Source organism: Streptomyces sp. Je 1-332 (genome assembly GCF_040730185.1).
GTDB lineage: Bacteria > Actinomycetota > Actinomycetes > Streptomycetales > Streptomycetaceae > Streptomyces.
The window spans coordinates 4,955,593-4,977,279 of sequence record NZ_CP160402.1; the positions used below are offsets into that span (position 1 = coordinate 4,955,593).

Annotated in this window: 16 protein-coding genes; 7 read left to right on the forward strand and 9 right to left on the reverse strand. The window is 68.2% G+C overall.

Features of this window, described 5'->3' with window-relative positions:
* Window positions 1-13 precede the first annotated feature (13 nt).
* Complete coding sequence (locus tag ABXJ52_RS22595; RefSeq protein WP_367049190.1) at window positions 14-679, reverse strand: response regulator transcription factor; 666 nt, start codon at window positions 677-679, stop codon at window positions 14-16.
* A 261-nt stretch (window positions 680-940) separates the two neighbouring features.
* Between ABXJ52_RS22595 and ABXJ52_RS22600 the strand changes: the two genes are divergently transcribed.
* A complete protein-coding gene (locus ABXJ52_RS22600) occupies window positions 941-3,406 on the forward strand; it encodes an MMPL family transporter (protein WP_367049192.1) in 2,466 nt (821 codons plus the stop codon).
* Between the two features lie 15 nt (window positions 3,407-3,421).
* Here the strand turns inward: ABXJ52_RS22600 and ABXJ52_RS22605 are convergent, their stop codons facing one another.
* On the reverse strand, window positions 3,422-4,345 hold the full coding sequence (locus tag ABXJ52_RS22605; RefSeq protein WP_367044444.1) for an SMP-30/gluconolactonase/LRE family protein: 924 nt from the start codon (window positions 4,343-4,345) through the stop codon (window positions 3,422-3,424).
* A gap of 120 nt (window positions 4,346-4,465) precedes the next feature.
* On the opposite strand from ABXJ52_RS22605, the gene ABXJ52_RS22610 reads away from it, so the two are divergent.
* Window positions 4,466-4,909 (forward strand): Lrp/AsnC family transcriptional regulator, encoded by a 444-nt coding sequence (locus tag ABXJ52_RS22610; protein WP_367044445.1) that lies wholly within the window; start codon window positions 4,466-4,468, stop codon window positions 4,907-4,909.
* A 46-nt stretch (window positions 4,910-4,955) separates the two neighbouring features.
* Here the strand turns inward: ABXJ52_RS22610 and ABXJ52_RS22615 are convergent, their stop codons facing one another.
* From ABXJ52_RS22615 to ABXJ52_RS22640, 6 genes are all read right to left on the reverse strand, one after another.
* The gene (locus tag ABXJ52_RS22615; RefSeq protein WP_367044446.1) at window positions 4,956-5,405 is read right to left on the reverse strand and encodes a VOC family protein; all 450 of its coding nucleotides are present in this window, start codon (window positions 5,403-5,405) and stop codon (window positions 4,956-4,958) included.
* Between the two features lie 392 nt (window positions 5,406-5,797).
* Window positions 5,798-6,568, reverse strand: a complete 771-nt coding sequence (locus ABXJ52_RS22620; protein WP_367044447.1) for a succinate dehydrogenase iron-sulfur subunit — start codon at window positions 6,566-6,568, stop codon at window positions 5,798-5,800.
* Window positions 6,568-8,322, reverse strand: a complete 1,755-nt coding sequence (sdhA, locus tag ABXJ52_RS22625) for a succinate dehydrogenase flavoprotein subunit (protein WP_367044448.1) — start codon at window positions 8,320-8,322, stop codon at window positions 6,568-6,570. Before sdhA ends, ABXJ52_RS22620 begins: the two co-directional genes overlap by 1 nt.
* A 16-nt stretch (window positions 8,323-8,338) precedes the next feature.
* A complete protein-coding gene (locus ABXJ52_RS22630) occupies window positions 8,339-8,830 on the reverse strand; it encodes a succinate dehydrogenase hydrophobic membrane anchor subunit (protein WP_367044449.1) in 492 nt (163 codons plus the stop codon).
* A gap of 8 nt (window positions 8,831-8,838) precedes the next feature.
* Window positions 8,839-9,219: a succinate dehydrogenase, cytochrome b556 subunit gene (gene sdhC / locus ABXJ52_RS22635; RefSeq protein ID WP_367044451.1), complete on the reverse strand. Its 381-nt coding sequence runs from the start codon at window positions 9,217-9,219 to the stop codon at window positions 8,839-8,841.
* A 149-nt stretch (window positions 9,220-9,368) separates the two neighbouring features.
* Entirely contained in the window at window positions 9,369-9,920 is a 552-nt protein-coding gene (locus ABXJ52_RS22640; RefSeq protein ID WP_367044452.1) for a 2-oxo-4-hydroxy-4-carboxy-5-ureidoimidazoline decarboxylase, read from the reverse strand.
* 145 nt (window positions 9,921-10,065) lie between these two features.
* On the opposite strand from ABXJ52_RS22640, the gene ABXJ52_RS22645 reads away from it, so the two are divergent.
* The 3 genes from ABXJ52_RS22645 to ABXJ52_RS22655 all read left to right on the forward strand — a co-directional run bounded on the left by ABXJ52_RS22645 (window position 10,066) and on the right by ABXJ52_RS22655 (window position 13,026).
* The gene (locus ABXJ52_RS22645; protein WP_367044453.1) at window positions 10,066-11,646 is read left to right on the forward strand and encodes a glycoside hydrolase family 20 protein; all 1,581 of its coding nucleotides are present in this window, start codon (window positions 10,066-10,068) and stop codon (window positions 11,644-11,646) included.
* Between the two features lie 183 nt (window positions 11,647-11,829).
* Window positions 11,830-12,336 (forward strand): hypothetical protein, encoded by a 507-nt coding sequence (locus ABXJ52_RS22650; RefSeq protein WP_367044455.1) that lies wholly within the window; start codon window positions 11,830-11,832, stop codon window positions 12,334-12,336.
* Window positions 12,337-12,438: 102 nt separating this feature from the next.
* Entirely contained in the window at window positions 12,439-13,026 is a 588-nt protein-coding gene (locus ABXJ52_RS22655; RefSeq protein WP_367044456.1) for a hypothetical protein, read from the forward strand.
* Between the two features lie 40 nt (window positions 13,027-13,066).
* On the opposite strand, the gene ABXJ52_RS22660 is transcribed toward ABXJ52_RS22655, so the two are convergent.
* Window positions 13,067-13,645, reverse strand: coding sequence for a hypothetical protein (locus ABXJ52_RS22660; RefSeq protein ID WP_367044457.1), 579 nt, complete (start codon window positions 13,643-13,645; stop codon window positions 13,067-13,069).
* Window positions 13,646-13,968: 323 nt separating this feature from the next.
* Here ABXJ52_RS22660 and ABXJ52_RS22665 point away from each other — a divergent pair, with 323 nt between their 5' ends.
* Window positions 13,969-20,799 (forward strand): DNRLRE domain-containing protein, encoded by a 6,831-nt coding sequence (locus ABXJ52_RS22665; RefSeq protein ID WP_367044458.1) that lies wholly within the window; start codon window positions 13,969-13,971, stop codon window positions 20,797-20,799.
* A gap of 82 nt (window positions 20,800-20,881) precedes the next feature.
* Window positions 20,882-21,325: a hypothetical protein gene (locus tag ABXJ52_RS22670; protein WP_367044459.1), complete on the forward strand. Its 444-nt coding sequence runs from the start codon at window positions 20,882-20,884 to the stop codon at window positions 21,323-21,325.
* Window positions 21,326-21,687 lie beyond the last annotated feature (362 nt).

The window sequence follows — 21,687 nt, forward strand, 5'->3', positions numbered from 1 at the left end:
CGGTGCGCACGCCTCATGCGAGGCCGTATCCGACACCCCGCCGGGTCGTGATCACCGGTGGGCCCAGCGCGTCGAGCTTGCGCCGCAGATAGCTGATGTAGGTCTCCACGACGGTCGACTCCGCCGCGTGCTCGTACTGCCAGACGTGGCGCAGGAGTTGCTCCTTGGGCACCACACGGCCGCCGTTGCGGACCAGGAAGCGCAGCAGGGCGTACTCGGTGGGCGTGAGCTGCGCCGTGCGGCCCGCGCGGCGCACCACGTACGTCGTCTCGTCCAGCTCCAGGTCGCCGTGGCGCAGCGGCGGGCGCTGGGGGAGCACATCGCCCGCCCTGGTGCGGCGCAGGACCGCCCCGATGCGGGCGATCACCTCGTCGATGTTGAACGGCTTGGTGATGTAGTCGTCGCCGAGGCCGAGCGCGCCCACGACCTCCGCGGGCGCGTCCCGCGCGGTCACGAAGAGCAGGGCAGCGTCGGGCCACCGGGCGCGTAGTTCACCGGCCAGGGCGCGGCCGTCGCCGTCCGGCAGCATCACGTCGAGGAGCGCCACGTCGGGCCGGGTGCGCCCGGCGAGGGCGAGTGCCTCGCGCACGGTGCCCGCCACCATCACGTCGAAGCGGTGGTAGCGCAGGGCGATGGCGAGCACGTCGGCGATGCTCGGCTCGTCCTCGACGACGAGCACGGTGGCACCAGCGCCCGGGCCGTCGACCCCGGCACCCGGGCCGTTCCGCACTCCGACATCTGTTCCCTGCTGGCCTTCGGCGTGGCTCATGACCTCAGTATCGGCGCGGGCGTTGTACGAAGGCCCGGTCCGTGCCTTGGAGTTACTTGAGAATCATGGCCGCTTCGCGCCGTCGGCGCGCGGTGCCGCCGAAGCTGAGGCACCTGAGAGCACGGACCCGGGGGACCTGACGACGCGGAGGAGGAATGGATCGTGGCGGCATTGGCGCGGTGGTGCCATCGGCACCGTCTGGTGGTCCTTGTGCTGTGGGTGGGGGCCCTGTTCGGCCTGGGGGCCGCGGGGACATCCGCGGGTACCGACTATTCGAATGTGTTCTCCCTGCCGGACACGGATTCCAAGCGCGCGTACGAGCTGATGACGAAGGCCTTCCCGGAGAGCTCCGGGGACACCGACACGGTCGTCTGGCGCGTCGACGAGGGTGCTTCGGCCCGTGACGAGGACGTACGTTCCCGTATCGAGCCCGCGCTCAGGGAGATCGCCGGCATGCAGGGCGTCGGCGATGTCGCCGGCCCCTACGCGTCCAAGGGGGCGGGGGCGGCGCAGATCAGCGAGGACGGGCGCATCGCCTACGCCCAGGTGACCTTCGCCGAGGAGGCGAACTCGGTCCCCAAGGACCTCGTCCAGGACGTCGTGGACACGGCTCAGAACGCCGAACGGCCCGGTCTCCAGGTCGAACTGGGCGGCCAGGCGATCACCCGCATCCAGGAGCCTCCCACGGGCATCGCCGAAATGGTCGGCATCGGGGCCGCCGCGGTCGTCCTCTTCCTGGCCTTCGGATCGCTCTTCGCGATGGTCCTGCCGATCGTCGTCGCCGTCTTCGGAGTGGGCCTCGGCATGCTCTCGACGATGCTGCTCAGCCACGTCACGGACATCCCCGAAGTGGCGCCGCTGCTCGGTTCGTTGATCGGCCTGGGCGTCGGCATCGACTACGCGCTCTTCATCGTCACCCGGCACCGGCGCGGCATCCTGCGCGGCATGGAGCCCGAGGAGTCCGCGGTGCAGGCCCTGAACACCTCGGGCCGCGCGGTGCTGTTCGCGGGCGGCACGGTGTGCATCGCGCTCGCCGGGATGCTGGTGATGAACATGCGTTTCCTGGACGGCGTGGTCATCGCCGCCTCCCTCACGGTGGTCCTGAGCGTCCTCGCGGCCATCACGCTGCTGCCTGCGCTCCTCGGGCTGCTCGGCCCCCGGGTGCTCAGCCGCAGGCAGCGACGCCGTCTCGCCGCCACGGGGCCGGAGCCCGCCGAGGCGAGCGGACTCGCGGCGCGCTGGTCCTCGTACGTCCAGAAGCGGCCGCGTTCGATCGCGGCGCTCGCCTTCGTGGTGATGGCCTTCCTCGCCCTGCCGCTGCTCTCCTTGCGGCTCGGCGCGACCGATCAGGGCAACCACCAGGAGTCGACGACGACCCGGCAGGCGTACGACATGCTGGCCGAGGGCTTCGGTCCGGGATTCAACGGTCCACTGCAAGTAGTGGCCGAGGAAACCGACACGGGGAACCTGGTGGCGACCATCCGCGCTACGGAGGGCGTCGCGAGGGTGGCGGCCGCCCCGCCGTCGGAGGGCATCTCGGTCATCAATGTCGTGCCGGCCACCTCCCCTCAGTCGGAGGAGACGGACCGGCTTATCGACCGTCTACGGGGAGACGTGATTCCGGAGGCCGGAGTCGACGCCCATGTAGGCGGCGTCACCGCCGTCTTCAAGGACTTCGCCGCGGTGACCGGCGACCGACTGCCCTACTTCGTAGGAGCGATCATCGCGCTCGGCTTCCTCTTGCTGCTGATCGCGTTCCGGTCCCTCGTGGTGCCGCTGACGGCGGCCCTGATGAACCTCATCGCGGCGGCGGCGTCCTTCGGCGTACTGGTGGCGGTCTTCCAGTGGGGCTGGGGCACGGAGGTCCTCGGTATCGGCAAGGAGGGCCCCATCACCGCCTTCCTGCCCGTCATCATGCTGTCGCTGCTCTTCGGCCTCTCGATGGACTACCAGGTGTTCCTGGTGAGCCGCATGCACGAGGAATGGGTGCACACGAAGGACAACGCGCGAGCGGTTCGCGTCGGCCTCGCAGAGACGAGCAGGGTCATCAACTGCGCGGCCCTGATCATGATCTGCGTCTTCTCCGCGTTCGTCCTCAGCGGTGACATGGAGGGCGCGATGGCGGGCATCGGCCTGGCCGCGGCGGTGGCCCTCGACGCGTTCATCCTGCGCACGGCCCTGGTCCCGGCCGCCATGCATCTGCTCGGCCGCTCCAACTGGTGGCTTCCCGCGGGCCTGGAGAAGCGCCTGCCGCACTTGGCGGTGGAACCGCGGGAGGAGCCCGAGGCGCTGCCGGGAGAGCAGGCGGAGGTGGCGCCCGTGCCCCACGCGCGCGTGGGGGAGTCGTACGGCTCGCGCGGCGGCGCTTCCGTGGTGCACGGTTTCATCCGCACCGCGGAGGGCGATCCGGTGGACGGCGCGGTCCTGACCCTCCTCTCCAAGGGCGGCCGCCAGCTGGACCGGGTCACGTCCCTGGCGGACGGTTCCTACATCGTCGCGGCTCCGTCCTCCGGCGCGTACCTGCTGGCCGTCACGGCTCCCGGCCACGCGGCCCGCGCGCGGCACATCGTGGTGACGGACGAACCGCTCGTGTACGACGTGGAGCTGGCGCAGGGCGATGTGGACGCGGTCAACTAGTCCAGCTGCCGAGAGTCAGGCCGCCCGGACCCTCGGCAGCCCGGTCACCGACATCACCAGGGAGTAGAGCGAGGTCGTCGCCGTAATGAAGAGCCGGTTGTTCTTCGGCCCGCCGAAGGCGATGTTGGATACGGCCTCGGGGACGGTGAGCCGCCCGATGAGGGTGCCGTCGGGGTCGTAGCAGTGCACCCCGTCGTGGAAGGCGGCTGCCCACAGCCGGCCTTCGTCGTCGAAGCGGATGTTGTCGAAGCCGGCGTCCTTGGCCTCGGCGAAGACGGCGCCGTCCGAGAGGGTCCCGTCATCACGCACGTCGAAGACGCGGATCGCGGCGGCGCGGGTGTCCGAGACGTACAACTGCCGTTCGTCCGGCGAGAAGACGAGCCCGTTCGGCCCCTCGAAGCCGTCGGCGACGCGCCGCACGCCACCGGTCACGGGGTCGATCCGATAGACGTTGCACGCACCGATCTCGGGGGCCGCGCGGAACCCTTCGTAGTCACTGGTGATCCCGAAGTCGGGGTCGGAGAACCAGACCGACCCGTCCGAACGGACCACAGCGTCGTTCGGGCTGTTGAATCGCTTGCCTTCGAAGCGGTCGGCAAGGACGGTGACGCGGCCGTCGTGCTCGGTGCGGGTCACGCGCCGGTTGCCCTGCTCGCAGCAGATCAACCGGCCGTCGCGGTCGAGGGTGTTGCCGTTCACGTACCCGGCGGACGACCGGAAGACCCCGACGGCGCCGGTGGCCTCGTCCCAGCGCAGCAGCCGGTCGTTGGGGATGTCGCTCCAGAGGAGCTGCCGCCAGGCGGGCAGGTAGAGCGGCCCTTCGGCCCACCGGCAGTCGTCGTAGAGCACCTCCAGCTTGCTGTCCCCGTTGGCGCACCGTCCCGTGCGGAAACGCTCGTCCAGAACCTCGTACGACGTCGGGACTTTCTGGGAAGACATGACGACCCCTGACTCAGACATAGGCTGAACAACATTCGGCATCGTGACGATATTGCAGTACAAGGTATGGTGCCCGTCAAGACCTCAAGAGTTGCTGAACGGACGGCGGGATCACAGCTGATGGACGACACCGACCGCGAACTGCTGGCGCTGTTGCAGGAGGACGCCGCCCAGCCGTACGCGACCCTGGGCAAGGCGGTGGGCCTTTCGGCGGGCGCGACGCATGAACGGGTACGGAAGCTGCGCGAGCGAGGGGTGATCCGCCGCACGACGGTCGAGGTGGACCCGGCGGCCGTGGGCCGCGGAGTGCTGGCCTTCGTCATGGTCGACTCGACGGCGTGGATGGGGGACAGGGCGGCGGACTTCGCCGCGATCCCGGAGATCCAGGAGGCGCACGTCATCGCGGGCGCGGCAAGCGTCCTGGTGAAGGTGCGCACGGGGACGACGGAGCAACTCCAGGACGTGCTGCGGCGGTTGTACGCGATCGACGGGGTGAGCGGGACGCAGGCGACGGTGTCCCTGGAGACGTTCTTCGAGCGGCCGGTGTCGCCGGGCCCGGCCTGAGGCCCCGCCTTCCCCCGGCGCCCCACGCCCCCCCCAACCCCCCTAACTAACTCCGCGCCAGCTCAGGCCGCTTGCGGTAGTCGGTGAACCCCACGACGTTCCCCCACGGATCGGCGATCTCCACGGTCCACCCCGTGGCCACGGAGAAGGGCGGTGCGAGCGCCTCGACTCCGCCGGCCTCCAGCGCCCGCCCGGTGGCCCGCGCATCCCGCACCTCCAGCCACACCCTGGGCGTGGCCCACGCGGAGGGCCGGTGCTCGACCCCTTCCTCCACCCGCAGCAAGATCCCGGGCGTCTCCTTGCCCACCTTCAGGATCGCGAGCCCGATCTCGTCGATCCGGTGGGTCACGGGGAACCCGGCACGCTCGTAGAAGTCGACGGCCTCGTCGAGACGGCCGACCGGAAACACGATGTTGTCGAAGCCGAGCAGTTCGGACGAGTGCTCGTCCGCCGAAGGCTGGTCAGCTGACAGGCCGACCGACTGGTTGTCTGACATTCCGTCAGGGTAAGTCGATCAGCCCGAAATCAGCCGTAATGTCGCTGTTCAACCGCCACATGGCCGGATGCGTCACCCGGCCGGGGTGCTCAGCGGTTGATCGCCTGGATCTCCTGGACCTCGAGGTCCATGCCGGGCAGTTCGGCGCGGACCCTGACGTCTTGCCCCCTCCCGACCCACACGCGGTCAACAGCAGGGCCGCGGACGCGGTGAGTGCGGCCGTCAGGAGCCGGATGGGGCGGCGGTTCACTTAGGACTCTCCCGTGGGGTGGTGAGGGCGTAACACAAGCGAACACACGCTATCCGTGGGGCTCCTGGGAACGCACATGGGCCCCGCCCCCCGGTGCGGAACCGGGAGCGGGGCCCACGTCAACGTGCGGCCGGCGGCGTGATCAGAACCGCCGAGTGATCAACGCCCGCTTCACTTCCTGGATCGCCTTCGTGACCTCGATGCCACGCGGGCACGCGTCCGTGCAGTTGAACGTCGTGCGGCAGCGCCACACGCCGTCCTTGTCGTTCAGGATCTCCAGGCGCTGCTCGCCCGCCTCGTCACGGCTGTCGAAGATGAAGCGGTGCGCGTTCACGATCGCTGCCGGGCCGAAGTACTGGCCGTCGTTCCAGAAGACCGGGCACGACGACGTGCACGCCGCGCACAGGATGCACTTCGTGGTGTCGTCGAAGCGCTCGCGGTCCTCCGCCGACTGCAGACGCTCACGCGTCGGCTCGTTGCCGGTCGTGACCAGGAACGGCATGACGTCGCGGTACGCCTGGAAGAACGGGTCCATGTCGACGACCAGGTCCTTCAGGACCGTCAGACCCTTGATGGCCTCGACCGTGATCGGCTTGGACGGGTTGATGTCCTTGATCAGGGTCTTGCAGGCCAGGCGGTTGCGGCCGTTGATGCGCATGGCATCCGAGCCGCAGATGCCGTGGGCGCAGGAGCGGCGGAAGGTCAGCGACCCGTCGAGCTCCCACTTGATCTTGTGGAGGGCGTCGAGGACACGCTCCTTGGGGTCGATCTCCACCTGGAAGTCTTCCCAGGTCGCGTCCGCCGAGATCTCCGGGTTGTAGCGGCGGATACGGAAGGTCGCCGTGATGTACGGGGAGTCGGCGAAGCCGGCCTCGGGCTTGGCGTCTTCCTTGTCGAGGGTCGGAGTTGCCATCAGTACTTACGCTCCATCGGCTGGTAGCGGGTCTGCACGACCGGCTTGTAGTCGAGCCGGATCGACTCGGCGCCGTCGTCGCCTACCTCGCGGTACGCCATGGTGTGGCGCATGAAGTTGACGTCGTCGCGGTTCGGGAAGTCCTCGCGGTAGTGACCGCCGCGCGACTCCTTGCGGGCCAGGGCCGACTGCGCCATGACCTCGGCCAGGTCGAGCAGGTTGCCCAGCTCGATGGCCTCCAGGAGGTCGGTGTTGAAGCGCCGGCCCTTGTCCTGGATCGAGACGTTGAGGTAGCGCTCGCGGAGCTCCGCGATCTTCTCCACCGCCGTCTTGATCGTCTGCTCCGTACGGAACACCATGACGTTGGCGTCCATGGTCTCCTGCAGCTCCTTGCGGAGCTCGGCGACCCGCTCGTTGCCCGTGGCGTCGCGCAGGCGCTCGACCTGGGAGACGACGAGCTCCTCGGCGTTCTCGGGGAGTTCGACGAAGTCGTGCTTCGCCGAGTACTCCGCCGCCGCGATGCCCGCACGACGTCCGAAGACGTTGATGTCCAGGAGCGAGTTGGTGCCCAGGCGGTTGGCGCCGTGCACGGAGACACAGGCGACCTCGCCCGCCGCGTACAGGCCCGGGACGACCGTGGTGTTGTCCGCCAGGACCTCACCCTCGACGTTCGTCGGGATGCCGCCCATGGCGTAGTGCGCGGTCGGCTGGATCGGGATCGGGTCCGTGTAGGGCTCGATGCCGAGGTACGTACGCGCGAACTCCGTGATGTCGGGAAGCTTCGCGTCCAGCTGCTCCGGCGGGAGGTGCGTCAGGTCGAGGTACACGTGGTCGCCCTCGGGACCGCAGCCGCGGCCCTCTCGGATCTCCGTGTAGATCGAGCGCGAGACGACGTCTCGGGACGCGAGGTCCTTCATCACCGGCGCGTACTTCTCCATGAAGCGCTCGCCGTCCTTGTTACGGAGGATGCCGCCCTCACCACGGGCGCCTTCCGTAAGAAGGATGCCCATGCGCCAGATGCCGGTCGGGTGGAACTGGAAGAACTCCATGTCCTCCAGCGGCAGACCGCGGCGGTAGCAGGCCGCCTGGCCGTCGCCCGTCAGGGTGTGCGCGTTCGACGTCACCTTGAAGAACTTGCCGGTGCCGCCCGACGCGTAGACCACGGACTTCGCCTGGAAGATGTGGATCTCGCCGGTGGCCAGCTCGTAGGCGACCACGCCCGCGCTCTTCTTGACGCCGTCGACCTCCACCAGAAGCTGGTCGAGGACGTAGAACTCGTTGAAGAACTCCACGCCCTCCTTGATGCAGTTCTGGTACAGCGTCTGGAGGATCATGTGGCCGGTGCGGTCCCCCGAGTAGCAGGCACGGCGGACCGGGGCCTCGCCGTGGTTGCGGGAGTGACCGCCGAAACGGCGCTGGTCGATCTCACCCTTGGGCGTACGGCCGAAGGGCAGACCCATCTTCTCCAGGTCGAGGACCGCGTCGATGGCCTCCTTCGCCAGGATCTCGGCGGCGTCCTGGTCGACCAGGTAGTCGCCGCCCTTGATCGTGTCGAAGGTGTGCCACTCCCAGTTGTCCTCCTCCACGTTGGCGAGCGCGGCGGCCATGCCGCCCTGCGCCGCGCCCGTGTGGGAGCGGGTCGGGTAGAGCTTCGTCAGGACCGCGGTCCGGCTGCGCTTCGTCGCCTCGATGGCCGCGCGCATGCCCGCGCCGCCGGCGCCGACGATGACAGTGTCGTACTTGTGAATCTTCACTGGGTTCGCCTCGGCTTTAGCGGATGTTCGGGTCGAAGGTGAAGATCACCAGCGTGCCCAGAAGGATGGTGAACACCGTGGCGGTGTACAGCAGGCCCTTGAGCCACAGGCGCGTGTTGGCGCGCTCCGCGTAGTCGTTGATGACCGTGCGCAGGCCGTTGGCCCCGTGCAGCATCGCGAGCCACAGCATCAGCAGATCCCAGACCTGCCAGAACGGCGAGGCCCAGCGACCGGCGACGAACGCGAAGCCGATCTTGCTGACGCCACCGTCGAGCACCAGCTGGATCAGCAGGTGGCCGATGACCAGGACGACGAGGACGACGCCGGACAGGCGCATGAAGAGCCATGCGGCCATCTCGAAGTTGCCGCGGGTCGAGCGCGGGGTCTTGGCGGTGCGCTTGCGCGGTGCCTCGATGAGGGGGGCCGGGTTGTCGGCGTCGTAGAGCGAAGCGCCTTCGACGGGACCCACTCCGGACCCGCCGGACTTCTCGAGCGTGGTGTCGGACATGTCTGGCGTCAGCTCCCGAAGACTTCGCGGACGGCGTGGCCGAGGACCGGGTAGAGCGCCCCCACCATCAGGACGATCCAGATACCCATGACGGTCCAGAGCATCTGCTTCTGGAAGCGCGCGCCCTTCGACCAGAAGTCGACGGCGATGACACGCAGGCCGTTCAGCGCGTGGAAGAGGATGGCGGCGACCAGGCCGTACTCGAGGAGTGCGACGAGGGGCGTCTTGTAGGTGCTGACGACATCGTCGTACGCCTCCGGGGAGACGCGGACGAGAGCGGTGTCCAGCACATGCACGAACAGGAAGAAGAAGATGAGGACGCCGGTGACTCGGTGAGCCACCCAGGACCACATTCCTTCCCGGCCGCGGTACAGCGTTCCAGCCGGCACGGCAGAACCCTCCGGGAGCGGGGATTGGGGCCAGCCGGCTTGGGTGGTCGGACGGGCCCGGCCGGGTACGGTCCACCGGCCGCTCGTCATCGTATCGACGAGTTGTCGGTTCGCTCGCGCGGGGTAGCCAGGTGTGATCAAACAGGCAATCAAACAGGCACGTACGGGCTATTCAGGTCGTGCACGAGCCGGGTGAGTCGCCCGCGGGCGAGTTTGCGCATCTCCTCGGCCGCCAGGACCCGCTCCTCCTCCGGGTCGCCCGCGAGGCGCGCGCGGATTCCGGCGAGCAGATGGTCGAGGGCCTGGGTCGGCGGGACGTCGTCCAGGCAGATCACGAAGGCGTGGCCGAACCGGCTCTCGTACGCGGCGTGCGCGGCCCGCAGAGCGGTGTCCGCGGCGCTGTACGTGCCCTGGCGCGGGACGGCCGGACCCAGAGGTTCGCAGGCCAGGGCCTCGGAGAGGGCCGCGGGCGGCAGGTCGTACGCCGCTTCGTCGGCTGCGGCGAGCAGGGCTTCCAGGTCGGGGTAGGGCCGGTGGGCGACGAGCCGGGCGGCCCAGAGCCGGCTGCCGCAGCAGGTGAGGAAGGCGGCCTCGGCCACGCCGGGCTCGGCGGAGTTCAGTTGCTCCGGGGTGCGTGTCGGCTCTGCCGGGGGACTCGGTGAACTGTGCGCGGACAGCGGGGGCTCCAGGGCAGGGGACATCGACTGGGGGCTGTGGGGGTTTTGTCGTCACGCTAGCGAGGTGTGGTGAAGCATGCCGGACGGATGCGTGAAATATCACCTGGATGGGCGAGTTTCACTTCATCTGGTGGACGCATGATCGCGGGCCCCGTTCTAGCGTGGCGGAATGCAGCGTTTCGCTCTCGCCGCCACGGTCCTCATCGCCGGAGCCGTCGCCATCGCCGTGGTCGTCTGGCCCGGCGGCGGCACCGGTGGCGGCCCCGCGGCGTCCCCCGCCACCTCCGCCTCCGCGACCCCGACCCCCACGCCCACGAAGTCGTACCCCCTCTCCAAGGCCCCCGCCACCATCCCCGCCGTACGCGAGCACAGTGCGGCCCGCGGGCCGGGATGGAAGCCGGAGGGCGGCGGGCGCGTGGTCGTCGGTGACGACGCTCTCGCGGACGAGGGCAAGCTGCTCGCCGGTGAGCTGAAGCTCGACTACGCCGGCGACGCCGAGCCCCGTGCGGGCGATGTGGAGCTGGCGCTCACCGACGACGACTCCGATGAGCGCGACGAGTCCTACACCCTCTCCGTGAAGGGGCAGCGGGTGAAGATCACCGCCCCCGAGGAAGCGGGCGTCTTCTACGGGACCCGCACCCTGAAGCAGGAGGTGCGCGGCGGCCGGACCGCGCCCGAAGGCGTCGTACGCGACAAGCCCGCCAAGCCGCAGCGCGGCTTCATGATGGACATCGCGCGCAAGCACTTCGACGCGGCCTGGATCGAGGACCGCATCCGGGAGCTCGGCGACCTCAAGTACAACCAGCTCGGTCTGCACTTCTCCGACGACCAGGCCTTCCGCATCGAGTCGGAGTCGCACCCGGAGATCGTCTCGCGCGACCACCTCACCAAGGCGCAGGTCCGCCGCATCCTCAAGCTCGCGGCCAGCCGCCACATCACGGTCGTGCCGGAGATCGACTCACCGGGCCACCTCGGCACGGTCATCGCCGCGCACCCCTCCCTCCAGCTCCGCGACACCCGTGGCGTCGCCACGCGCGGCGCCGTCGACATCTCCAAGCCGCAGGCCGCGGAGATCGTCGACGACCTCCTGGAGGAGTACGCGGACCTCTTCCCTGGGCGCTACTGGCATCTCGGCGCCGACGAGTACCAGGCCCTCACGGTCAGCAACCCCGAGGCCAGCTTCCCGCAACTGGCGTCCGCGGCCCGCGAGAAGTACGGGCCGGACGCCCGGGTCCAGGACCTCGCGACCGGCTGGCTCAACGACCGGGCCGAGACCATGCGCCCCTACGAGCGCGGGCTCAGGGCGTGGAACGACGGGTTCTTCCGCGGCGGCGTGGAGAAGGCCGACGAGGACATCGACGTCGCGTACTGGACGGGCAAGGAGATCGGGTCGAGGGAGCCTGTCGAGTATCTGAAGGAGGGCCGGAAGGTCATCAACTACAACGACGAGTACCTCTACTACGTCCTCGGCCAGCCCAACGACTTCCGCTACCCCACCGGGCAGCGGATCTACGAGCAGTGGACCCCGCTGGTGATCCGCGGGACGAAGCCGGTGGACGAGAAGTACGACGACCAGATCCTCGGCGGTTCCTTCGCGGTCTGGTGCGACCTGGCGAACTCCCAGACGCAGGAGCAGGTGGCGCAGGGGATCCGGATGCCGCTGCGGGCGACGGTCCAGAAGCTGTGGGACGCGCGCAAGCCGTCGATGCCGTGGGCGGAATTCGTCACGCTGGCCGGCCAGGTGGGGTAGGCGGCCGGGGAACTCAGGGGAGGGAGCGGGGCGGGGGCGGCGGCTAGATCCGTTTTCGGCTTTTTGGTGGCGAACTTGCTTACATCTGTGGTGTATTCGGCCCAAAGCCGATCGCCATCGCAGCCGTCGAGCGCCGTCGAGCGCAGTTGAGCAGCAGAGTCGAGTACACGGGGGGACGCGAGCATGGGCTACTGGGGTTATTACGTCGTGGGCAGGAGCGAGCGGCCACTCGTGGAGCTCTCGGCGGTGGCGGGGGTGCGGGACGAGCTGAGCCTCCTCGTGCAGCGGGACGACGGCTGGCAGGTGTGGGAGGTGCCGGGCGGCGACGGCACGCGCGACGTCGGCAACATGAACACCCTGGCCCTGGAGACGGGTTCGCCCGCCCTCTTCGGCTACGTCATGGACAGCGACTGCGTGGTCGTCGAGGCCGCGGCCCCCGAGAGCGGCGTATGGACGACGTGCCTGGCCCGCGAGGCGATGGCCGGGTACATCGGTGACGACGGCCTGAGCCTCGACGACTACTTCCTGGAGCCCCGCGACGCCGCGGACCGCGCGGTCACCTGGGCGGCCGAATCGGGCAGGACGGTGGCGCCGGCGCCGCTGCTCGACGTACTGAAGGCCGCCGCGGAACCCTCGGCCGAGGAGCTCTTCTTCCGCTTCCTGGACCGGCTCGGCGTCGTCCCGCAGTGACGTTCCGGGGGGCCCGCACGCAGTAGGGGACGTGTGCTGTCCGCGAGGGGACGTGCACGGACCTGCATGGACGTGCACGGTCCGCGACGGGAGGCGTACGACATGAGCGGCGCGAGTCTGGTCGAGCTGATCGCCGAGGCCGACGAGAGAGGTCTGGCGGCGAGCGGGCTGGCGTGCCTCGACCGGTGTGTGCCGCTCCTCGGCGGCGGTGACGAGGTGCTGCGCCCGCTGTGGGGGAGCCTCGCGGAGGGCGTGGCCTGGGACGCGGAACTCGCGGATGCGCGGGTGACGCTGGGCGGCGCCGAGGTCCTGGAGGATCCCTCGGCGGACGAGGCGAGCACCCTCGCCTACCGCATGCTCGGAGCCGTGCCCTCGCGGCGGTCCGCCGCCGAGCTCCGGGAGTGGGCCGACGCCTGCTCCGTCGCCGCGTTGCAGATCCACCGGCTGCTCGACACCGCGCCGGACGGAGGGCCGAGGACGTCCGCCCTGACCGCGCGGCGCGCGGCCCGCGCGGACGGCATGACTCCGCTGGTCGCCGCCGAACTGAGGCGCCAGATACGCATCCTCGAACTTCTCGCCCGTCAGGACACGGGTGCCGGGGGCCTGCGCCAGGCGCTGGACGTGTCGACGGAGGGCCGCCGGGTGCTGCGGGCGGTGGTGTCGCGGCGGGAACGGGGGAGCAGGGTCTGACGCGGGTCCGACCCGGGGCCGGGGCCTGCCGGAAGCCGACTCACCGGGATTCGGCTTCGGACCGTTCGGCTTCGGATCGCTCGGCTTCGGGCCGTTCGCGCGTCGGCAGTTCGGCGGTGCAGGTGGCCCGTCCGTAGGAGCCGAACGCGGTGGCGCGCTGCCTGTGTTCACCCCGGACCGCCACCGCACAGCTCGCCTCGCCGCCCTTCCTGCCGAGCTGGATGCTGACGGCCGGGTCCTTGCCGAGCGGTACGCGCACCGTCTTCTTCCACGGGAGTTCGACACCTGCCTCGACGGTGGCGCTACCCTCCGAGCTGCGGGCCAGATACGAGACGTCGGCGTTGCCCGTGCCGGTGATGCGGTAGGTCACCGAAGCCGTCGGCACGGGTCTCTCCTCCGGCTCGTCGCCGCCGAGGAAGCCATACGTGACGCCGGCGGCGCAGATGCCGAACAGCGCCGCGCCCACGGCGACCACGCGCCGGTTCGAGATCTCGCCGACCACCTTCGCGTCGGCCATCGGCGGATACGCAATCTCCGCGTCCGTCATCTCCAGGTCCGTCATCTCATCCGCGATCTGCACATCCGCCCTCTGCGCGTCCACCATCTTTTCGGTCGTCATTTCCCCACCCCATGAGTGATTCGCGTAAGCGAGCGCCATTCGAAATCCGGCCGGTTATACAACACGTACGCGAAGGTCCACCAGGGGAAGAAGATTTCGGACCTATCACCAAGTGACCGTTATGTGCGGCGGGTTGACGCGCTGGAGAACGACTGCGTAGAACTCTCGGCTGCTGATTGATCCATGTTTTCTGAGCCGCTCCAGGAATTCCTTGAGCGGTACTCGATCCTGCCCTCTTTCTGTTCTCGTTCTCTTCGCTTTCTGCTCGTGCGAGCGAACTGCGCGAATTTCCGAAAGAAGGCTCCGGAAGGGCAGTAGACACGGTGAGAAACGGATATCGAAGGCTGCTGGTCGGCCTTCTCGCGTCGGCGGTGGTGGGCACGGTGCTGCCCCAGGCCGCCCACGCGGAGACCGAGGAGAGACCGGCGCCTGTGCGGGCGCCGGCAGCGGACGAGGATGACGGCCCCCAGAAGGGCCCCAAGGTTCCGAGAACCCCGCCACGGAAGTACCCCAGCAACACCCCCGACCCCAAGGTCACCTACGGCGCTGGCGGGATCACCCTCGACGCCCCCGCCGTGGTGCACGGCACCGGCCCCGAACTGTCCTGGCCGAAGCCGAAGTTCACCTCCGGGAAGGGGAGGGGTGAGGCGCTCGGGGGTAAGGCTGTCGTCGGCTACCAGCTCCACCGCTCGACCCGCCCCGACTTCAAGGCGACCGCCGCCACCCTCGTGTCCCCGCTGGGCAAGGGCGCCACCTCGTACAGGGATACGACAGCCGAGCCGACCCGCGCGAACAGCGCCACGGAGACCGCGCGCCACTACTCGTACCGCCTCCTGGCCGAGACCAGGGACGGGCGGCTGCTCGCCTCACCGGTGCGCCGCGTGGGTGTGCCCAAGGCCGGGCACACGCTACGGGTCCTGCGGGCCGGCCAGTCGGACACCACGCTCTCCTCCTCCGAGCCGCGTACGAACCTGGACGAGAAGTGGCTGAGCGCCGGAACCGGCGACGGCACGTACGGCACCACGCGCGCGGCCCTGAAGTTCCCGACCGCCGGCATCCCCAAGAAGGCAGCCGTCCTCCAGGCCGAGCTGCGCCTGCGAACGGCGGCAGGGCAGCAGAAGGCCGGAAACAGGGCCCGGGGCCGGCTCGTCGAACTCAGCCCCCTCAAGCGCGAGTTCACCGAGAAGTCCGCCACCTGGGAGAAGGCGGGAGCCAAGGCTCAGTGGAGCGCGGACGGCGGTGACGTGTCGGCGCCCGTCGCCGACACCGTCGGCCGCAGCGGCGCGTACACCTGGGACGTCACCTCGCTGGCCCGGCAGTGGGCGAAGCGCCCGAGCACCAACAAGGGTGTGCTTCTGAGCGCCGCCGACCAGGAGCCCACGCGCTTCCGGTCGAGCGAGGCACCGGAGGCGACGCAGCGACCCCAGCTCCGGGTCGTCACCGCGGAACCCACGCCCTGGGACACGTACTACGCACCGGACACGCCCACCCGCATGTCCGAGAACAACACGTACCCCGTGGATGTCACGGTCACCAACACCACGACGACCGCCTGGCCGGAGGGCGAGCGCGCGCTGTCGTACAAGTGGGCCCTGCCGGACGGCACGGACGCCACGACCGCCGACAACCAGCTGAAGGCGGACATCCCGGCCCTCGCGCCCGGTGCCACCGTGACCGTCAGCGCGACGGTCAAGTCGCCGTACACGGCCGACGGCAACCGGCGCTCCGGATACGCCCTCATCTGGGACATCCTCAACAAGGCCGACGGCAGCTGGCTCTCGCAGAAGCCGGGCATCGGCGGTCTGGAGCAGGCCACAGCCGTCGAGGACCCCACCGCGGACCGCGTCGGCATGGAGAAGCACCACGCGTACACGGGCAAGAACACCGGCGCGGGCTCGACCCTGATGAACAACCTCGGCTCGGGCAACGCGGCGTGGTCGTACAACGCCTTCACGAACCCCGGCCGCGGCATCAACACCTTCGCGCGCTTCACGTACAACGCGCAGGACACCTCGGACAGCCAGCTCGGCCACGGCTGGTCGGCGCAGGCCGCGGGGCCCCTGCGGCTCGGCTCGATGCTCGACTTCCACCCGGACGCCGAACCCGGCGAGGCGTACGTCATCGACGGTGACGGCACGCAGCATCTGTTCCGCAAGCAGGGCGACGGGAGTTGGAAGCCGTCGGCGGGCTACCGCTACCGCCTCACCGCCAAACCGGACGTCGTGAAGGTGTGCCAGACGGGCAGCAGCCCGGAGGTCCCGGATGCCTGGACGCTGACCCGTCCGGACGGCACACGCTTCGTGATCGGCTGCGACGGCTACCTCACCTCGGTCGTCGACAAGAACGGCAACATCCAGAGCTACGTCTACGAGCTGCGCGACTCCGGCAACCGCTGGGTCAAGTTCCTCAGGGAGATCAAGGACCCGGCGGGCCGCAGCTCCCTGAAGCTCGACTACTTCGGGGCGGGCGACGCCACGTACGGCTACATCGACGCCAAGGGCGAGAAGGCCTCGGGCACCGACCTGTGGAACCCGAGGATCTACGACCACGTGAAGTCCATGACGGACGTCTCGGGCCGCAAGATCTCCTTCCTCTACACGGAGAAGGGCCAGCTCGGCCGCCTCACGGACGGGGATGGCGCGGCGCAGCCGAAGGTCTTCAACTTCGGGTACGACGCGGCGCAGGGGAACAAGAACACCAAGCTGACCAAGGTCACGGACCCGCGCGGAAAGTCGACCGGCGTCGAGTACGCCGAAGGCCCCGACTCCATGGCGTCGACCAAGACGATCACGGACAGGCTGCGCGCGACGACCGGATTCACGTACAAGCCGGCGGCGGGCAACGGCACCGAGACCAGCGCCACCGACGCCGAGAAGCACGCGACGACGTACACCACGGATGCCCAGGACCGCCCGGTCAAGGTCACCAACGCCAAGTCGGAGACCACCAGGACGACATGGGACGACGACCACAACGTCACGCTCCTGGAGGAGAACAACGGCGCGAAGACGGCGTACTGCTACGACGCGAGGACCGGCTACCCGCTCTGGGAGCGCTCGGCGGAGGAGAACAAGGGCGGTGTCCCCTCGGAGGCGGACTGCGCACCGGGCAAGGCTCCGGCGCACTCGACCCGCTACGAGTACAAGACCCGCGGGGACGGCTACTCGGCCGACCTGGTCAAGAAGACCTCGGCGGAGGGCCGCGTCTGGCAGTTCGGCCATGACGCCAAGGGCAACCTGAAGACGGTCACGGACCCGAAGGGCGTCGCCTCGCCGGAGGAGGGCGACTACACGACGGCGTACGAGTACGACGCCTACGGCCAGTTGACGCGGGCGACGGACGCGAACGGCAATCCGACGGCGTACAAGGACTTCGTCGCGGCGGGCTACCCGCGCACCACGACGGACGCACTGGCGAAGGTCACGACGACGGAGTACGACGCGCGCGGCCAGGTGACGGAGGTCGTCGACGCGCTCGGCAAGAAGACGACTCAGACGTACGACGGCTTCGGACGCCCGCTGGTGTCGAAGACGCCGAAGGACCAGGCAGCGGGCGTGTTCATCACGACCCCGGCGCCGGAGTACGACGCGAACGACAACGTGACGAAGTCGACGGCGCCGAACGGGGCCGTTTCGACGGCGAGTTATGACGACGCGGACCAGGTCGTGTCGGCCACCGCGCCCAAGGACTCGGACACGTCCGGGGAGCGGAGGACGGCGTACACGTACGACAGCGTAGGCAACCTCAAGACGACGACGGAGCCGAAGGGCACGGCGACGCCTTCGATCCCCGACGACTACGTCACGACGAACTCCTACGACGAGATCTACCAGCTCACGTCCGTGGTGAACGCCAAGAAGGACAAGGTCAGTTACGTCTACGACGGGGTCGGTAACCCGGTCCGCGTCATCGACCCCAAGAAGAACGCGACCCCTTCGCCCGACGACTACACGACGAAGACCGACTACGACATGAACCACCGTGTCGTTGCGGTCGGCGACGCCGCGGGCCGCACGGTCAAGCAGGCGTACGACAAGGACTCCCTGACCGTCTCCACGACGGACGCGGAGGAGAACACGACCAGGCACCACTACGACGAGCGCGGAAAGCTCGCGGTGGTGGAGACCCCGCACGAGGGCACGACGGTCCGTACGACGAAGTTCGGCTACGACGAGGTCGGCAACCAGATCAAGGTCTTCACGCCGAGGGGCGTGGCGACGGAGGGTGAGCCGGACGACTTCGTCGCGGAGACGACGTACGACCCCTTGAACCGCCCTTCCCGCCAGATCCAGCCGTACGACCCGAAGGACCCCCGCTACAACAGGAAGGTCTGGTCGGAGACGACGTACGACGCGGTGGGCCGGGTGCAGAAGACGTCGATGCCGCCATCCGAGGGCGAGACGACGCGCAACGACACCACGTACGGCTACTACGACAACGGCTGGGTGAAGACGTCGCAGGACGTGTGGGACATCCGCACGACGTACGACTACAACGCCCTCGGCCAGCAGACGGCCCGCCAGCTGACGTCGGCCGGCGGCTCGACGAGCCGGACCATGCGCTGGGGCCACTACCCCGACGGCAAGCTCAAGTCGCGTGACGACGACGGCATTCCGGTCGGGGCGAGTGAGCTGGTGGCGTACGAGTCCCAGGCTCGCGCGGGCAAGGGAACGGAGTCGTCCCCGCACACCTGGAAGCTGCCGATCGCGAAGGCGGGCACGTACACGGCGTACGCGGAGACCGGGAGGTCTGGGAAGTCCGGGAAGTCCGGGAAGTGGACGAAGCTCGGCACGGCCACCTACAAGAAGGGCGAGAACGCCGACCTGAAGGCGCCCGCGGACACCGTGAAGCTGGTCCGCGACAACGCGGCGGAGAAGGCGGCGGACACGGAGCGCAAGCGCTTCGCGTACGCGTACGACACCAACGGCAACCTGACGTCGATCGACGACACCTCGACGGGTACGAAGGTCGACGCGTACACGATGTCGTACACGGGCCTGAACCAGGTCGAGAAGGTCGCGGAGGCGCTGGCGGGCCAGGAGAAGAAGACCACCTCCTACACGTACGACGCGAACGGCCAGCCGGAGACGCTCAAGCACCCGGACCAGTACGCGAAGTACACGTACGACCTGCGCGAGTTGGTGAAGACGGCGACGGTGGGCAAGTCGGCGTCGGACGCCTCACCGAAGGTCACGTCGTACGACTACACGTACCGGGGCGAGCGGAAGACGGAGACCAAGGCCAACAAGAACAAGGTCGACTACTCCTACTACCTGGACGGTGCGCTCAAGTCCCAGACGGAGAAGAAGCCGGACGGCACGACGCTCGTCTCCTCGCACACCTACGCCTATGACGCGAACGGCAACAAGGCGCAGGACGTGGCGAAGAAGATGAACGCCGACGACCACGCGAAGTACATGTCGTCGACGACGTCCTACACCTACGACCCGGCGGACCGCCTGGCCAAGTCCGTCCGTACCGGGGACGGCGCGGGCACGGAGACCTACGTCCACGACGACAACGCGAACGTCATCTCGCAGACGGTCAAGGGAAAGACGACGACGTTCGGCTACGACCGCAACCGTCTGCTGAAGACGACGACGGGCGGCGCGTCGGCCTCGCACACGTACGACGCCTTCGGCCGCCAGGAGTCGGTGACGTCGGGCGGCAAGGTCATCGAGCGCAACGCGTACGACGGCTTCGACCGCGTGAAGCAGCACGAGAAGGCGGACGCGTCGAGCGGCGCCCTGAAGACGACGAAGTACGCGTACGACCCGCTGGACCGCACGTCGTCACGGACGGACGCGGGAGGCAAGTCGACGGACTACACGTACCTCGGCATGTCGGGCGAGGTCCTGGGCGAGGAGGTCGCCGGCAAGCTGACGAAGTCGTACCAGTACGGCCCGTGGGGAGACCGCCTCTCGCAGATCAAGCACGGTGCCGCCGACGGCGGGGCGGAGGAGTCGTCCTACTACGGCTACAACAGCCACACGGACGTCGAGACGCTGACCGACAAGGACGGCAACACGAAGGCGACGTACGGCTATTCGGCGTACGGGTCTGACGATGCCGCCGACTTCACGGGCATCGACAAGCCGGACGCGGGCAACCCCACGAAGGACGCGTACAACCCGTACCGCTTCAACTCGAAGCGCTGGGACGCGGCTTCGGCGACGTATGACATGGGGTTCCGGGATTACAGTCCGGGGCTCAATCGGTTCACTACTCGGGATATGTACAACGGGGCTGCCGCCGACATGCGGTTGGGGGCCGATCCTTACACCAGCAACCGGTACGCGTTCACGGGAGGCAATCCGACCAGTCTCGTAGAGATGGACGGGCACGTGCCGTGCGCAGACGGGATCAAGGGCGCGTGCGGTGGCGGAGCGTCCAGTGCCGGAGCCTGGTGCATGGTCTGCGTGGCCAACCTCAATCCGGGCATGAACAAGCCGCGTGCCCATGCGCCCAAGGTGGCCAACGAGGATCTTCGGAATATCATCGGAGAGCTCTACGCTCGTAAGCAAGTTCCTGACAGCAGTGTTACGGGCGACGGTCGTACGGCTACCGCACTGATCGCTGAATACAATACGGGCAAGCCTGTCGGAAAGTGGCACGTGGAGAAGGCTTCCAACAAGCTGGCCGGATTGGCGGATCTCTTGGAGAAGGACAGAAAGGCAAGACTCAATGGTGGCAACGGTCTGCTCTCCAATGCCGATCTCAAGGTCGCCGGGGCCGAGGCTGATGGCCTGTGGAAGGCACTCAATTCGCGAGATGTGACCGGTGCCGTGACCGCTCATGTGCAATCCAGTCCGAACACTCTCGGGGCCGTGCGGAAGAACAGGAAGTCCATCGTCGGCTCGGCAGCGATGTCGGAGATCACAGGGCAGGGCTTCGAGCAGCACCACCCGAAGGCCGCGCCCCGTCCTGTGGGGCAACCGACCAAGCTCGGTGGCGGGTACAAGGCCTTTGGTCTGGCCGGCGCCGGAGCCGGCGTCGTGGCACAAGCCCCCAGCTACATCCGGCAATTCGGAGTCGTAGGGGGAGCCTGGGAGATCGTGAAGGACTCCATAGATCCGTTCGGTTTCCATGAGGCGGTGGAGCCGCCGAGCGGCTCGGGCGGGATCTGTGATCCTTCTTCCGGGAACTGTGCGTAGCGGGAAAACTCACCATTCGTAAAGAGCCTGCCGGGTGTACGTCACGTATGCCCGGCAGGCCTCCAGATGCGTTGGAATCGACATGGAACCCATTCCTTTCTCTGAAATTGTCGGCGAATTCCTTCGGCTTGTGCCCAAAGGGTCTGAAGTGCTGCGGGAGTTGCCCGACGAGGTGAGAAGCGAATTTGAGCAGTGGTCCACGGGGGTGGACCTGTACGATTTCCTGTCCCGCGCGTTCATGCGTCCCGTCCTGTTGCCGGAACTCTTCGCGGATCATCCTGATGACGAGTTGCTTAAAGGGAGTTTTGCCTTTATCGAAGGGCTTGCCCTGAGTGAGGACGAATATGTGCAGGGAGCGCTTAATTTCGAGGTCTATGATCAGTTCCTTAGAGGGAAGAGAATTCTGGGTCGAGCCGATTCCCTGTTGCGTCCCGTGGCACGGGAAGGCCTCAATTCCCTCCTGGCGAACACTTACGGTGTATGGGGTGGCGTCGATGAAGCGCTGGCGACGTTCAACTGGGACTGACGTGTACGCGCTGGTGGCCACGCCTGAGTCGGGTCGATGGTTGTACGGGACGTAAGCCTTGTTCCTGTGAGAAGAGGCACGGCTCGGAGCCGTCACGGTAGAGAGATGACTTCCGCTTCGTAGGGGGAAGATGTGTCGCGCGCCCCCTGTACCGCTGAGTCGAAGGGGTGGGAGCCATGGACGGTGAAGCTCCGGGGCGTGGCAAGTGGACATGAGCAACATCGGAATTTATCTACCGCGTCCTGACGGACCCGGATTTCGAGCCGTTCTCGATCGCCTGGATGTTCACCGGGGACCACCTGGCTATACCGAAACCGGGGCAAGGAAGAGACGCTCGTCGCCCGCTGGTGACGCCAGACAGC